16 protein-coding genes are annotated in these 15,288 nt (G+C 40.9%); 15 read left to right on the top strand and 1 reads right to left on the bottom strand.

Annotated features, from left to right (window positions below):
- Positions 1-99: 99 nt before the first annotated feature.
- Genes phnD through ACFWE9_RS02545 form a run of 4 tightly spaced genes read left to right on the top strand, consistent with a single transcriptional unit; the run spans position 100 to position 3,597 of the window.
- Positions 100-1,134 (top strand): phosphate/phosphite/phosphonate ABC transporter substrate-binding protein, encoded by a 1,035-nt coding sequence (gene phnD / locus ACFWE9_RS02530; protein WP_230154499.1) that lies wholly within the window; start codon positions 100-102, stop codon positions 1,132-1,134.
- 27 nt (positions 1,135-1,161) lie between these two features.
- Positions 1,162-1,950 carry a phosphonate ABC transporter ATP-binding protein gene (gene phnC / locus ACFWE9_RS02535; protein ID WP_098369895.1) on the top strand — a complete coding sequence of 263 codons (789 nt, stop codon included), beginning with the start codon at positions 1,162-1,164 and terminating at the stop codon, positions 1,948-1,950.
- Positions 1,940-2,725 (top strand): PhnE/PtxC family ABC transporter permease, encoded by a 786-nt coding sequence (locus tag ACFWE9_RS02540; RefSeq protein ID WP_230154501.1) that lies wholly within the window; start codon positions 1,940-1,942, stop codon positions 2,723-2,725. The genes phnC and ACFWE9_RS02540 overlap by 11 nt, the downstream gene beginning before the upstream one ends.
- Positions 2,725-3,597 carry a PhnE/PtxC family ABC transporter permease gene (locus tag ACFWE9_RS02545; RefSeq protein WP_377355434.1) on the top strand — a complete coding sequence of 291 codons (873 nt, stop codon included), beginning with the start codon at positions 2,725-2,727 and terminating at the stop codon, positions 3,595-3,597. The genes ACFWE9_RS02540 and ACFWE9_RS02545 overlap by 1 nt, the downstream gene beginning before the upstream one ends.
- A 226-nt stretch (positions 3,598-3,823) precedes the next feature.
- Here the strand turns inward: ACFWE9_RS02545 and ACFWE9_RS02550 are convergent, their stop codons facing one another.
- On the bottom strand, positions 3,824-4,327 hold the full coding sequence (locus ACFWE9_RS02550) for a DinB family protein (protein WP_230154503.1): 504 nt from the start codon (positions 4,325-4,327) through the stop codon (positions 3,824-3,826).
- A 784-nt stretch (positions 4,328-5,111) separates the two neighbouring features.
- Here ACFWE9_RS02550 and ACFWE9_RS02555 point away from each other — a divergent pair.
- The 11 genes from ACFWE9_RS02555 (at position 5,112) to ACFWE9_RS02605 (ending at position 15,236) form a co-directional block, all read left to right on the top strand.
- A complete protein-coding gene (locus tag ACFWE9_RS02555; protein ID WP_230154505.1) occupies positions 5,112-5,780 on the top strand; it encodes a YdeI/OmpD-associated family protein in 669 nt (222 codons plus the stop codon).
- 120 nt (positions 5,781-5,900) lie between these two features.
- Complete coding sequence (locus tag ACFWE9_RS02560) at positions 5,901-6,911, top strand: permease (RefSeq protein WP_230154507.1); 1,011 nt, start codon at positions 5,901-5,903, stop codon at positions 6,909-6,911.
- Positions 6,911-7,669: a TIGR03943 family putative permease subunit gene (locus ACFWE9_RS02565; RefSeq protein WP_377355437.1), complete on the top strand. Its 759-nt coding sequence runs from the start codon at positions 6,911-6,913 to the stop codon at positions 7,667-7,669. The genes ACFWE9_RS02560 and ACFWE9_RS02565 overlap by 1 nt, the downstream gene beginning before the upstream one ends.
- A gap of 225 nt (positions 7,670-7,894) precedes the next feature.
- Positions 7,895-8,350, top strand: a complete 456-nt coding sequence (locus ACFWE9_RS02570) for an RrF2 family transcriptional regulator (RefSeq protein WP_377355439.1) — start codon at positions 7,895-7,897, stop codon at positions 8,348-8,350.
- A gap of 74 nt (positions 8,351-8,424) precedes the next feature.
- Positions 8,425-9,135 carry a DsbA family oxidoreductase gene (locus tag ACFWE9_RS02575; protein ID WP_230154510.1) on the top strand — a complete coding sequence of 237 codons (711 nt, stop codon included), beginning with the start codon at positions 8,425-8,427 and terminating at the stop codon, positions 9,133-9,135.
- Between the two features lie 164 nt (positions 9,136-9,299).
- Positions 9,300-9,581: a hypothetical protein gene (locus ACFWE9_RS02580; RefSeq protein WP_230154511.1), complete on the top strand. Its 282-nt coding sequence runs from the start codon at positions 9,300-9,302 to the stop codon at positions 9,579-9,581.
- Between the two features lie 126 nt (positions 9,582-9,707).
- Positions 9,708-10,250, top strand: coding sequence for a hypothetical protein (locus ACFWE9_RS02585; RefSeq protein ID WP_230154512.1), 543 nt, complete (start codon positions 9,708-9,710; stop codon positions 10,248-10,250).
- A 179-nt stretch (positions 10,251-10,429) separates the two neighbouring features.
- Positions 10,430-11,245, top strand: a complete 816-nt coding sequence (locus tag ACFWE9_RS02590) for a uroporphyrinogen-III synthase (protein ID WP_230154513.1) — start codon at positions 10,430-10,432, stop codon at positions 11,243-11,245.
- A 13-nt stretch (positions 11,246-11,258) separates the two neighbouring features.
- Positions 11,259-12,707 (top strand): uroporphyrinogen-III C-methyltransferase, encoded by a 1,449-nt coding sequence (cobA, locus tag ACFWE9_RS02595; RefSeq protein WP_230154514.1) that lies wholly within the window; start codon positions 11,259-11,261, stop codon positions 12,705-12,707.
- A gap of 261 nt (positions 12,708-12,968) precedes the next feature.
- Complete coding sequence (locus ACFWE9_RS02600) at positions 12,969-13,379, top strand: DUF4064 domain-containing protein (RefSeq protein WP_230154516.1); 411 nt, start codon at positions 12,969-12,971, stop codon at positions 13,377-13,379.
- A 192-nt stretch (positions 13,380-13,571) separates the two neighbouring features.
- Positions 13,572-15,236, top strand: a complete 1,665-nt coding sequence (locus tag ACFWE9_RS02605; protein ID WP_230154519.1) for an immunoglobulin-like domain-containing protein — start codon at positions 13,572-13,574, stop codon at positions 15,234-15,236.
- Positions 15,237-15,288: the final 52 nt, after the last annotated feature.

A 15,288-nucleotide genomic window follows, 5' to 3' on the forward strand; every position in this document is an offset into this window, starting at 1 on the left:
TTCAGCCCTCTTAACAACAGGTTAGTATTGTACCGGTATTGTTATATGGGAAGTGACCGAAATAAGAAAAGATCTTTTAAACTGGAGGGGAAATTTAACGTGAAAAAATCGATGATGTCCATATTGATGTTAGTTATGTTACTGGTGTTTACAGGCTGTTCTTCTAGTAGTTCAACAGGTGCAAATGAAGATGATACATTAACCATAGCATGGCTGCCAAATGAATCCGGGGAAGATTTAGGGGAAGCCCGCGATGAAATCGGGAAGATCTTAGAGGATGCCACAGGAAAGAAAGTCGAACATAAGACCACTACGGATTATAACATTGCAATCGAGGCAATTGCTAATGGAAACGCAGATTTAGCTTTCCTGGGGGCACAAGGCTATATTGAAGCAAATAACAAAAACGATAAGGTTCAACCTCTAGTTGTTCCAAGCGGTGAATCAGGTACGTTGGATGATGCAGTCTATAAAAGCTGGCTGGCTGTTCAAAATGCAGATGACTATAAAATTAACGGCGAATACAAGATAGACGGTATCCAAGGGAAAAAGTTCTCCTTCGTATCAAATAGCTCTACATCTGGCTTCAAAGTTCCTTCCACAGGAATCGTTGATTATTTTTCGCAGCAAGATAAGTTTAAGGAATTAAAGGCCGAGGATTTATTGGAAGGCGGGAAAGATAAATTCTTCAGTGAAGTGCTTTATGGCGGTTCACACCAAGGATCCGCTGTAAATCTTTTAACCGGGAAAGCGGAAGTGGCAGCTTTTTGTGACACATGTGTCAATAATTATGTGGAGCTGGCTGATGGGGAAGAAAATAAAGCAGGTGCCGTGTATAAAGTAAAGAAGGATGCAGCTGAACCCTTCAACACAGTTGTAGATAAGACATTCTCACTCATTTCAGTGACTCCAGTTTTGAATGCACCTTTCGTTGTTAACACCGAATTAGTCAGTGAGGAAACACGTGAAAAAATTCTTGAAACGTTGATGTCTGATGAAATAGCAAATAACGAGAAAGTTTTTGTACCAGAAGATTCTAAGTTATCAGGTCTATTTAAACGGGTGAGCGGAAAAGAAAGATTGGTAGAAGTTGAGGATGACTGGTTCAATCCAATTCGGGAATTATCTAAATAAGGGCAGTAGAATGTAGGAGGATCATACATGAAAACATTATTGGAAGTGAAAAATGTCTCAAAACATTTTGGAAATGGTACAAAGGCGTTATCCAATATTGACTTCACTGTGAAAGAAGGAGAGTTCGTTTCGATCATAGGGCCATCTGGGGCAGGGAAATCAACTCTTCTTCGATGCATCAATAGGATGATCGATGCTTCTAGCGGAGAAATCATTTTTGATAATGATCATGTATACAAGGTGAATAAAAGGGAGTTAAAGAAGGTACGCAGGAAAATAGGGATGGTTTTTCAACATTATAATCTTGTAAATAGACTAAGTGTGATTGAAAATACCCTGCATGGACGATTAGGCTATAAATCTACACTGGCTGGAATCCTTGGCCTTTATAGCGAAGAGGAGAAACTTCAGGCAGCTAAAGTTCTCCAAATTCTCGGTCTGGAAGATCAAATCTATAAAAGGTCCGATCAGTTGAGCGGAGGCCAGAAACAGCGGGTTGGAATTGCTCGGGCACTTATCCAAAATCCTAAATTGCTATTGTGCGATGAACCGATTGCCTCTCTTGACCCGAATTCTTCCAAAGTGATTATGGATCATTTAAGGAATATCTGCACTTCCATGGGAATCACGGTAGTAGTCAACCTGCATCAAGTCGATGTTGCCCTGAAATATTCGGATCGAATCATCGGTGTGAATGGTGGCAAGGTTGTTTTCAATGGCACAACTCAAAATATAACCTCGAATGATATCCATCAGATTTATGGATCAGATGAAGGGAAGTTGATTTTTGATTTGGGAGGTTCCCATGTCGGCTGATGTTTTTGCAAAAAAGAGAAGAAATTCACTTGTATTGTTTTTGCTTATTGGAGCTGTGACGGCTGTTTCCATTATCATTACAGAATTCAGCATCGCAAAAGGGGTTACTTCCGTTCCTAAGGCCATACAATGGTCGTTATCGAATTTTTATCCAACAAAAGAGTCGCTTACCAAACTGCCAGATATTTTGATAAAGCTGAAAGAAACACTTTTAATATCCGTTGCTGCAACAACATTCGCGGGAATATTGGCCTTTGTATTTGCAATATTGGGTTCCAATACGACAAGAGTGAATGCTTTTTTCGGAGGTTTTAGCCGTGGGGTAGCGGTTTTATTTAGGAATATTGATGTCTCAATATGGGCGTTGGTTCTGTTATTTTCATTTGGACAAAGTTCCTTGACCGGTTATTTTGCCTTGTTTTTTGGATCTTTCGGTTTTTTAACAAGAGCTTTCATCGAAACGATCGATGAAGTGAGCTGCAGTTCCGTAGAAGCATTGCAGACAACCGGCGCAAGTTATCTAACCGTCATTTCGCAGTCTGTTATCCCTTCAACAATTCCGCAAATGATCAGCTGGGTACTTTTTATGATTGAAACGAATATCAGGAATGCAACATTGGTCGGACTGCTTACAGGATCGGGTATTGGTTTTACGTTTAATCTTTATTATAAAAACTTGAGTTATGACATTGCCAGTCTTGTCGTCATTACGATCATCATTTCGATATTAAGTATTGAATTGATCTCAAATTATGTGAGGAGGGTGATTTTATAATGCAGGCAGAGGGTCCAATCAAACCATTTCCTTCTCCTACTGGCCAGGAGTTAGATAAAATGCTACTTGAACGATTATCCAAAAAGCCCTTCTCGAAATCTTCAATCGCCATTAGGTTGAGTGTGCTGGTACTTGCAGTTTTGACTATTTATGCATTTGCCAGTTTTGATTATAAGGATGTTAAACTATGGGACGCGCTATTATTGACCGTCGACAATTTGAAGACCATGTTTCTTGAGCCGCATTTGAAGCACTTTACCTTTACTCAAGCGCTTTATCAAGTGTCGATTACATTAGGTTTAGCTTTCTTAACGACACTATTTGGTGCAATCATCGCCATGTTGTTGGGACTATTAGCGGCTGGAAATATCTCGTCCAAGCCATTATCGGTTATCATAAAGGGATCGGTTGCCCTGATTAGAGCCGTTCCTACCGTGTTATGGGTACTCATTTTTGCAGTCGCAGCAGGATTGGGCAGTGTTGCGGCAGTTATAGGGATGACGTTTCACTCCATAAGTTACCTTGTAAAGGCCTACTCGGAATCCTTCGAGGAAATTGATAAAGGTGCTATAGAAGCTCTGCAAGCAAGCGGTGCGAATTGGTGGCAGATCGTGTTCCAAGTCATCATTCCATCTTCGATCACTTACATCATTTCATGGACTTTCATGCGCTTTGAAATCAATTTTGCAGTGGCGGTAGCAATGGGGGCAGCTGCAGGCGCAGGAGGAATCGGCTTCGATATGTTCATGGCAAGTGGATTTTACTTTGACTTGAGTGAAATTGGAGCAATCACTTATTTTATCCTGATAATTGCAATCTGTCTTGAAATCTTCGCAACACAGATCAAAAGGAAACTAAAAGTATTATCTTGATAGATAAATATGGGTTCTGTCTATCTATCCATTTGATTTTTCGAGCACTCTATGTAGCCCATGACAGTTGCGTTCGATTCTATAGTATGCATGAAAGAAGACCACAAAATGAAGTGGTCTCTTTATTTGTTTGAAAATCGATAGGTATGACTAACAAAGCGTATGCTCCATTTAGCTTGTCGACCGCTGATTACGAATAATTATGGCCGATATTGTCATTGAAGGCTTAAATAAGGGCGGCCTTTATTTCTTGTATTTGTTTGACATGCCTTTGTTCATGTAAGGATAATAATTCAATCCATTGATCCAAAGATAGGTCCCCGAACAGCGGATGCTTGGCCTTCTTTCTATTTAAGACGGTATCTGTATCCATATCATAAAGAACCTGTAATAATCGATCCCTTGATTCTCCCAGTAAATCCATGAGGTTCGATAATTGAAATGGGTTTGGAGAGGGTGAAATGATATCAGGGGATGTGAATTTCCTTGTTCTATCAGTAACGAAGTAAATGTTTTTTTGAATGATATTATGAAAATCCCTTTCGCCAAGGCCATGAGCTATAGCTTCAGTAAATACCTGTTCCGTGAGATATAAGTGATGACAAATTTGGGCGACGTTCCATACTTCAGGCACAGGCCTATGGTGCAGCATATTTTCATCCAAATCCGTAATTTCCTCTATTAATTGGTTTCTTGATGCAAATAGCAAATCATACTCGATAAAATTCATATGAACTCCCCCATTTGTGACACCCCATTTGAAAGCATCACTGATTTTTTGATATAGGAAAAATAAAGGGATATCGGACTGCATGACGAATGCATAAAAAACTAAGAAGATGGTGAATTATTAAAAAACACTCTAAACCGATCTGGAGAACAAATGGATTCATGATTTCGATTCATTGCTGGGATATGTGTGATTCATGATTGTAGGGGTGCGACATCATGCTTGTAAGGAAGGCTTCTATTGAGTGAGAGTGTTAAGAGATACCTCGAAAAGGTTTGTTTCATTGGTAAGACCAGGATTCAAAGATCGGCTCTTCTGCTTGTTAACGGATGAAATAGATCTGAAGTCAGGTCTGCATTTCCAGGTATTTGATTTTTCTTGAGCAGCGATACCCTATCATGCTATGCGCATAACTTAGGTTTATGCCTGTAATTGACCCCATTACGTGGTTAACAGAAATCACGAATGTTCATATAAGGTGAGTCAAAAAAAAGAGCAGGCAGGAGTTTCTTCTTTTCATAACACTCTACCATATAAGTTTATCATAAAAAATAGAGATGTTTTTTATTAAAAGTAACTTCATTACTGAAAAGAGAAGGGTAAAAAAATTTATATGCTTACAGCTGGGGGAATTCTAAATCTATGCCCTGTAATAAAAAAGACGGAGGGTTTACTCTTCGTCTTTTTTTTGCCGTTTTAAATAGGATAGACTATCAAAAGTTGCGGACCAAATGGGAAACTTTTAAACTGAAGATAAACTGAACGAAATGGTCGGGTGAATGCGATGACTAAAACAATAGTCGGAAAACTGAATTTACATAGATATAAACGGGTGGCAGTCTTGGATATACCATCCGGGGCGGATTATTTAGCGGAGCTGCCGAATTACGATACAGAGCTTAAAGAAGGTGCGTATGATCTTATATTTACCTTTGTATTAGATATGGATTCTTTAAAAAGAATCGTGAATAAGGTGATAGAGAAAAATCATTTGAGTAAAAACGGTTATATGTATGTGGCATATCCCAAGAAGGGGAATAAGGAATATGCTACATATATTCATCGTGATGATTTGATGCAGGGCCTTGGTGCGGATGAAAACGGTTATGTTGGCTCAAGTGACATAAAGTTTGCACGTATGGTTGGATTGGATGAAGTCTTTACCGTAGTCGGGCTAAAAGAAGATTCGAAAAATAGAAACCGTTCATCTACCAAAGCAAGCCAATCAGTTGATGATTATATCGAAATGATTCAGGAGATTGAGAAAGATTTGCAGGATTCCCCTGATTTACTTGCGTTCTATCAATCCCTTACACCAGGATATCGTAAAGATTGGGCTCGCTACGTTTATAGTGCAAAACAAGAGGCGACCCAAGTAAAGCGGCGCCAGGAAATGAAAATGATTCTAGGAGAGGGCTACAAGACTAGGGATCTATATCGAAGAAATAAGTGAGGGTGGAAGATTGTCTTCCATTCTTCTTCTGTTTTTTGTCATGTTCATCCTATCAAAAGCATAGACTAGACCGAATCAAAACTTAAATCGTAATAATTATGATTTGCGAGGTGGTTGAACATGCTATTGAAACGATACACGGTCAATTTGCTGTTATGGACGCTGTTGTTTTTGCTGCTGGCATTCTTTTTTCTAGGCGATGTGTTTATGCCAAAAGTAATTGATTTCTCGGGCTACCCGATGCTGCATTCTGTGTGCGTCGTATTTTTGGGGTTGTTTTTAGAATCGATTCCATTCCTGTTCCTCGGTGCCATTGCATCTTCGTTCATCCAGCTGTTCATCAGTGAAGAAGTCATTCAGCGGATGATACCAAAAAGCCCCTTGACGGCCATTTTTGCTGCAATCGGGGCAGCGTTGATCATTCCAGTTTGCGAATGTGCCATCATTCCGGTCGTGAGGAGGCTCGTTCAAAAGGGTATTCCGGTACATGCAGGTGTTGTCTTACTCGTAACGGCCCCAATATTGAATGTCATAGTGTTCGGCTCAACTTATTATGCGTTTCAAAATAATCCGTCCATTCTATACGGGAGAATCATTCTCTGTGTCTTAACGGCCGTGATCGTAGGTTTATTCATTTATATATTCAGCAATAAAGATGTGGTCAAAGAGGAGAAGATAGTACCAGTTCACGATCATCACCACGATATTCCCTCCAGTAAGTGGACAAGCTTCATCGTTCATACCTCACAGGAATTTTTTATGGTCGGCAGATACTTTATCATCGGTGCCTTGTTTGCCAGCCTATTTCAAGTGCTTATGGATCGAACAGTAATGGCCGATATAGGGCAGGCGCCGATAAAAGGGACGGCGTTGATGATGGGAATAGCTTTTGTGCTTTCGCTCTGCTCGTCAGCTGATGCATTCGTTGCCGCTTCCTTTTCCCATAGTTTTCTGCCAGGCTCCATACTCGGTTTCCTTGTATTTGGGCCCATGCTGGATTTGAAAAATGTCCTGATCATGATGTCCTGCTTTAAACGGAGCTTTGTCATCACATATGTATTGCTTGTTTTCGCCGTTGTCTTTAGCCTATGCCTGATTGCTGGCGGATTGATCAGTAAGGGGGGAGTGTGATGAAACGATATTTTATCCAAAAACTTGAGGGCTTACTGCTGCTTGGATTGGGTCTCATGATTTTTAAATTGTATGTTTCTGGTCATTTAACGAAATTGATTGCACCTAAAATGGTTCCCTATGCATTGGCGGCGCTTTTTGCATTTTTAGTCATCAGTCTACTCCGGCTGAAAAAACAAAAACACGGTGTACATCATTGTGACTGCGAATCGAATGGAGAGTCTTCATCGTTGGTCCTGAAATATAGTTTGTTCTTTGTTCCGATTCTTCTTGGCTTCATCCTGACTGACTTTACATTAAGCGGGGAAGTGCTGGAAAATAGAGGGATGGCGAAGCAGCAGGCACAGAAGGTAAGTTCGTATGATTCAGGGAAACATGCGAATGAGGAGAAAATCTCCGTAACGGATGATAATTATTTTGAAGTACTGGATGATTTACTGAATAACCTCGATACGATCGAGGGGAAGGAAATAGAACTTTCGGGTTTCATATATCGTGAGGATACATTTACGAAAAAACAAATGGCCATCTCCCGCCTCTCCATGTCCTGCTGTGTAGTGGATGCAACGTTATACGGATATATGGTCAACGGAAATGTGGAAGGGATGAAGACGAATGATTGGTACACCATTACTGGTACATTAAAAAAAGGAAGCTATAAAGGTGAACCCGTGCCGGTGATCGACTTGAAAGAGTCGAAGAAAATAAAGGCACCGGAAGAAGCTTATTTATATGAGATTGTGCAAATCATCCAGTAGTATCGAAATATCCCGTGAAACGGTCGAATAAAGCTGCGTATCGGCCGGAATTTCCAGGTAAAGGCCGAAAAATGCTGCTAAACGGTCAAAATAATCGATTTAAAGCTTGAAAAAATAAGCCAAGGAATATCCCTGGCTTATTAAGTCAAAGAGTCCATTTGTTCTAAGAGAACGTAACATAGTATAATGGGCTTACTATGGACTGTGGTATAAGGGGGGATAAGCATGTCTTCAGGTAATCGCAACAATCAAATTGGACCGCCGCGGTTTGCTATTGCCATTCACTCATTGGTTTGGCTCGCACAAAGCGAAAGGCTCCTGACAAGTTCGGCAATCGCCTTAAAGGTGAATTCACATGCCACTTTTTTAAGAAAGGTGATGGCTCAGCTAGCATCTGCGGGGATCGTCGAAACTAAGGAAGGCAGGGATGGCGGGTATAGCTTGAAGGTGCCTGCGTCACAGCTTACTTTGGCCGATGTGTATCAAACGGTACGGCCGGAATGTCTTGTGTGTATGGAGACGAGCGAATGCGGTGAAGTCGTGAAGCAGTTGGATACGGCTTTGGAGGAAATCATGAACGAAGCCGAAAAGGAAACATTGCGCCTATTAAAGGGCTATACATTAGAAGAATTCATGAAAAAGGTCGACTTCACCAATTTTGAAAATGAGTGTCTAGGGTAATATCCTTGCAAGAGGATACCCTAAAATATATAATGTGCTTAATGCGATTGCATTTAAAATGAGGGGGTATTCACATGAAGGTAGAAATTTGGTCGGATTATCAATGTCCGTTTTGTTATATAGGGAAGCATCGATTTGCAGAGGCTTTAAAACAATTTGAAAATAAAGATCAGGTAGAGGTTACGTTCCGCAGTTTTGAGTTGGATCCAGAGGCAAAACGGGATATCAATATGACCCAAACTGAAATGCTTATGAAGAAATACGGCATGTCGCAAGCCGACGTGGAAGCGAGCAGCCAAAACCTGACCCAACAGGCAAAAGAATTGGGACTTAATTATCATTTGGACAAGGTGGTCTTAACGAATTCGTTTGATGCCCACCGCTTGATGCATTTTGCTGAATCAAAAGGTAAAGCGAATGAAATGAATGAACGCCTATTCCAAGCATACTTTACGGAAGGCAAACATATTGGCGATCATGCTACATTGGCCAGTTTGGCTGAAGAAGCCGGCCTTGAAAAATCTGAGGCGGAAGCCATGCTGGCAGGGAAAGCATTCACGGCGGAAGTAAGAGGGGATGAGCAAGAAGGAAGTCAGCTGGGAATTACAGGTGTTCCATTCTTTGTCATTAACCGAAAGTATGGCATCTCCGGCGCTCAGCCAACAGAGGCGTTCCTGGATACGCTGAAAAAGGTTTGGGCTGAGGAAAATCCGCTTCAAATGGTGAATGATCCAGCAGCAGGCGAAGCATGTACGGACGGTTCTTGTAACGTGCCGGAAAAATAAAAGTTGATGTGTAGATGGAGACCTGAAACTGGGGTCTCTTTTTTATGGGAGATTGGTCTGGTTAAAGAGAAGTTCAGTTTAAAAAGGAAATAGTGTATAGGGCAAAGAATATAGTGTAATGGATGACAATACCGAAAGATCCGAAATGAAAAGGAGCTAAAAAAGTGTTTATCATAATTGGAATACTTGTTGTCGCGTTTGCATGTGTATTAACTGCTAAATTAATTTCCTATAAATATTGGACGTGTATCTATACGGCATTCGGACATGATAATTATTTTAAGGTGATAGCGAAATTGGAAAGCGAAGGGATACATTTCAAAACGAAAACGCCTATGAATTTAGGTTCCGAGCACATTCAAAATCGCCATGAAACTGCTCAATATGATGTTTTTGTGAAAAAGGAACATGAGCAAATTGCCCTAAGGGCCTTGCACAAAAATTAATAAGTGAAAATCTTGAATCTGGCTGTCCTGGTGGCAGTCTTTTTTACTGGGTAAAAAAGTTAAGGGAGGAAATGGACGTTTCATGGAGAAAGGGGAATATATAACATTTTGGAGAAAGGGAATTAAATGATGAAAAAACATTTGCTTAAGATAGCGGAAAGAGAAGAACTTGTCGAATTATACTCGGATGCAAATGATGTAAGGAAATTCGGTGTGGCTATGATCTTAAAAGTGTCGGATGTCTTTGTCGTGGTAGCTAATATTGCTTCAACAGGGATGTATGATGGTTACAGTTTGCTTTATATGGACAGCATCCACCAAATGAATGTCAATACGAAATACATTAAGAAAATCAAGAAATTATATTTGGAAAAAAAACAAAATCATATTGAATTCGTTGATGGAAATGAAGATTTACTTTTGAGTTTTCTGGATTTTGCACATGAAAATAACTTCATGGTTTCTGTTGAACTTTTCAATAGTGGTTACGGGGATGTTCAAGGTTTTATTAAATACCTGGAAGATGATATATTTGTAATTTCAATGGTGAACGAAGTGGGGAAACTTGATGGTGAAGCATTCATTAAGTCGGCTGCCATACATTGCATCTCGTGTGATGGTGAAGAGGTAGCCGATTTAATGCTTGTATATTCGGATATGAGGAAATGATCATTGAGATTATTTGTAGGGGTACTTAAACTGGCTGTATGGGGTTCAATGGTTTTAAATAAGATAAAAGAAAAGACATGGGTTTTGAAGTGTCATATGTTTTCCATAGTTTCAAAGACTGAAAATTTGTATAATGGGTGAGATAGATTTAATTGAATGTACATATAGGAGGAACATGGATGAGTAAGCTTAATGGCAAGACCATTGCTTTATTGGGAGCGAGGAAGACGGAAGAACTTAGTAAGATTGTTCATAATCTTGGGGGAGTCCCGCTTGTTCGTCCGGCACAGGGGACGGTATTCCTTGATGATTCCCATTTAGAAGAAGATGTCACCCGATTGATGGCAGGGGAGTTCGATTGGATCATCCTCACGACGGGAGTGGGGACGGAACTATTATATAAAACGGCAGTGAAGATGGAAGCGGGAGATCGTTTCATAGAAGCTTTGATGTCTATGAAGATAGCTGCTCGGGGCTATAAAACGGTGAATATGCTAAAAAAACTCGGACTGCAGCCATTAATCCGTGATGATGATGGCAGTACGGCAGGGCTCGTTCGCAATCTGGAAGGCCATCTGTCTGGAGATGTAAAGGTCGCTTTGCAGCTTCACGGCGATCCAGCGCCTCTTTTGATGAACTGGTTGGATGAACAAAAAGTGGAACATAATGAAATCCTTCCATACGAACATATACCGCCCGAAAAAGAAACGATGCAACAGCTGACCCAAGAAATCCTTGAAGGAAAAATTGATTCCGTTGTGTTCACAAGTGCACCGCAGCCGCGTAACTTAATGAAGTTTGTCCGTGAGCAAGGTGTGGAGGATAAAATAATCGACTTGTTTACATCCGAGGTAATTGCTCTTGCAGTCGGAAAAGTGACGGCGCAGGTCGTAATCGATGAAGGAATTGAGCGGGTCATTTATCCTGAAGACCAACGGATGGGCAGTGCAATGGTGGAGCTGGTGAAGTATTATCAGGGAATTGCAAGCAGATAGGGGGAAGAGTGGTATGACCAAAGGCAAGGTCTATTTTGTCGGGGCAGGGCCGGGTGATGAGGGCCTGATTACCGTAAAAGGTCAAAAGGCGATTGAAAAAGCGGATATCATATTATATGATAGGCTGCTAAATCCCAAACTATTGGAGGCTGCCACTCTTGATTGTGAGTTGATATATTGCGGAAAGACACCATATACGAATGGCATCAGTCAAGGGGAAATCAATGAACTGCTTGTGTCCAATGCATCGGCAGGACATCGCGTCGTCCGTTTGAAAGGCGGCGACCCTGCCGTTTTTGGAAGAGTTGGGGAGGAAGCGGAAACGTTAAAAGATAAAGGGATCCCATTTGAAATCATTCCGGGGGTCACCTCAGGCATTGCCGCGGCCATGTATGCAGGAGTCCCCGTTACGCATCGGGATTACGGACGTTCCTTTGCGATGGTGACAGGCCATGACCGTACGAAGAAGGATATAGATTGGAAAGGTCTTGTACATAGTATAGATACTGTAGCATTTTATATGGGAGTGACCAACCTTCCCTATATCCGCGAAAATTTGATTAGTAATGGAAAGGCCGGGAACACGCCGGTGCTCGTCATTCAATGGGGTACATATGGAAGACAAGAAACGGTCGAGGGGACATTGGACGATATCGTCGAAAGGGTAAATGAAAGGTCGCTTCAAAACCCTGCAATTACCTTGGTCGGAGATATCATTTCACTTAGGGGAAAACTGCAATGGTTCGAAAAGAAGCCACTATACGGACAACAATTTTTAGTGGCCCGAACCGGAACGGCAAAGAGTTCCATGGCCGAAGCCCTGCTTGAACTTGGGGGCGATGTCATCGAGTTTCCTAAATGGATGACTGCAAAAGTGAAAATAGATGAAAGTCAGCTGCTCTCTTTTCTTTTATATGATCGCATTCTCTTCACTTCACCTGAAAGTGTCCATGGATTCTTGGATTTACTCACTGAATATGCTATTGATTTCCGCCGTATTTCTTCAAAACTTTATGTAATATCAAGAAAATCGAAGATGGTTATACAGCAACGTGGACTAATGGCCGAGCTCAAATCCGAGATGGAAGAAGCCGGAACCTTATTGGTCATTGGAGATCGCAGCAAGGACCAAAGAGATCCTGCTTACGGGGACGGGGATTATTTTCAATCCATCGATAAATTTGTCGATGAAAGATTCCTTGAAATTCTTCCGAGAATGCTAGTCGAGAAAGCTGTTGATACGGTACTTTTTTCGAATCGGCATTCAGTCGATGTGCTGATGCAATACGGGAACAAGGCTGACGTGGATGTTGAAGCGTTGCTAAATCACGCCTCCATCGGGGTAATCGGGAAAAGTACTGGCCAGAGACTTGAAGAATTAGGATTTTCACTGGATATGATGCCCAAAGAACCTTCTGTCGAACAAATGGTGGCGCTGATTGCGAAGAGGAACGTATTTTAGCCTCTGTTATCCAGGCCGTTTTCCATTTTGCAGCTTTTTAAGGATGGATGGGTGTTTTTTTTTGATTATCACCTGTCTTTTTTTTGAGAAGAGTCAAGCTCAGATTGGTCCTTTCATCGGATTAATTTTACGATCATTTGTCTTATTGATGATAATGCCAAATGAACTTATCAGGATTTTGTCGATGAAGGTATAAAAGACTTTTATTCCTTCCCGGATTGGGTATTATATATAAGTGACTTTTCTAGGGGGGCGAAGCAATTGAAACGCACATGGGAATTCGTATTAAGTATCATTGGCGTGAGTATCGCTGCGATTTCTTTGATCGTGACGATTTTAGCGGCAATTTATATCAACAGTATCAATTTGACGGAAATGGTGGACTACTCATCCATAACAGATTCACAGTTTTCAACGTCTGAGGTTGATATGTCTATCAAGTTATTCATGGGCATACTATGGGCGGGTATCATATCATTGTTCCTTGCCTTAGCAGGCGGCTTGATCGCTATCTTTCTATTAAAAGGAGGTAAAGCGAAGCCAGCAGGAATCTTATTGATCATTACAGGTATACTGACGATCTTTCATGTATGGCCGCTTATCTTCTTCATCGTACCGGGTATCATGTGTTTGGTAAGGAAACCAAGAGAACCGGTGGAAGTAATCGTATGATCTTGCACCATACATAGTTTTGTGATTTGAAAACAAAGGAGCTTCCCGAAAATATGGGTAAGCTCCTTTGTTCTGAGAATTGGCAGATACAAGATAATTTAGGGTAATATACCTTTTTATGCCTGCAATGACCAGTTTATCATGTTACTATAATTATAGATTTAAATATAAATAGACTGGAGTTTACGATTGATGAAGATATCTATAATGAAGGTTGGAATCTTGACCAGTTTAACATTCAGCATGTTCAATGGACAGGCTTTTGCTGAGTCTGGATTAACCAATGCGTGCTCATCATTTGGTGAAATCCAACCGAATGAAAACCCTTCCCATGAGAAGATTAACTGCTTACTGACGAATGCGGCAATTAAGGCTGAAATCCCCCCTGAAGTGGTAAAAGCTGTGGCTACACAGGAAAATGGGGATTGGAGACAATTTAATGATGACGGTAAACCGATTATATCCGCCGATGGCGGTATCGGTCTAATGCAGCTTACCAATAAAACTGGGTATGACCAGAAAAAGCTGGAAAATGATATAGTCTACAATATCGAGGCTGGCGTCGAGGTCCTGAGCGGTATGTATTCAAGAAATGATTATGATCTGCCGAAAATAACAGGCGCGGGACGCAGGGTCATCGAAAATTGGTATTTCCCTGTCATGGCATACAATGGGACAAAACCGGTTAACAGTCCACTTTACCAGGAAAACGGGAAAATAAATGTGAATGCCTACCAAGAGGAAGTTTTTGCCGAGATAGAAAACCAAAGCTATTTGAATGATACAATACTAGCAAAATATCCATTCAAAACAACGGACTTTCAATATGATCGGGAAAGCACTGAAAATATCATCTTTAAAAATCTTGTATACACACTGGCTGATCAAACGCATGACTCTGTTTATTGGTTCAAGGCAGGAGACAAAGTGGTGACGTCGTCCAGCGTGAAAATACGGGAACAAGCAAGTACCTCGTCTGGCTACAAAACAGTGTCAAAGGATACCATCTTGATCATCACGGGTGAATTTGTCTATGACAAGTCTAAGGAAAATAAATTTGTCTGGTATCCCGTACAAACGGAAGACAAGAGTATGAAGGGGTATGTTTCATCGGCTTACATCTCCAATAGGCTATCAAGTCCAGTGGTTCCTATAAAGGATACGATTAAGCCAGTGATTTCAGGTGCCGGGAATAAAACCATCAAACTTAATTCTTCATTCAATCCCAAAACAAACGTGAGTGCCAAGGATAATGCCGATGGCAACATGACTAGTAAATTAAAAGTGACGGGTACAGTGAACACGAAGAAAAAGGGCACCTATACATTGAAGTATACGGTCACCGATCAATCGAAAAATACTGCGACAGTCACCAGAAAAATCACCATAGATGGCACCAAACCCGTCATCTCCGGAGCCAATAGTAAGACCATCGCTTATAACTCGACATTCAATCCTAAATCAGGCGTAACGGCGAAAGATAATCTGGATGGCAACGTGACTAGTAAAATCAAGGTGACGGGTACGGTAAATACGAAGAAAAAGGGAACGTATACATTAAAGTATACAGTCACAGACCAATCGAAAAATATAGGTACTGTCACCAGAAAGATTACGATAGACAGCACCAAGCCCGTCATTTCCGGAGCCAAAAGTAAAACCATTGCCTATAACTCGACATTCAATTCCAAATCCGGTGTATCCGCGAAAGATAATCTGGATGGAAGTTTGACAAGTAAGATCAAAATAACAGGGACTGTAAATACGAAGAAAAAAGGTTCCTATACATTGACTTACACAGTGACGGATATATCGAAGAATAAGGCAGTTGTAACAAGGAAAATCACTGTTAAATAGATGGCAAAAAGGGATTCCGTTAATATTGGAATCCTTTTTTATTGGAATGAAT

Source organism: Peribacillus sp. NPDC060253 (assembly GCF_042727425.1).
Taxonomy (GTDB): Bacteria; Bacillota; Bacilli; order Bacillales; family DSM-1321; genus Peribacillus.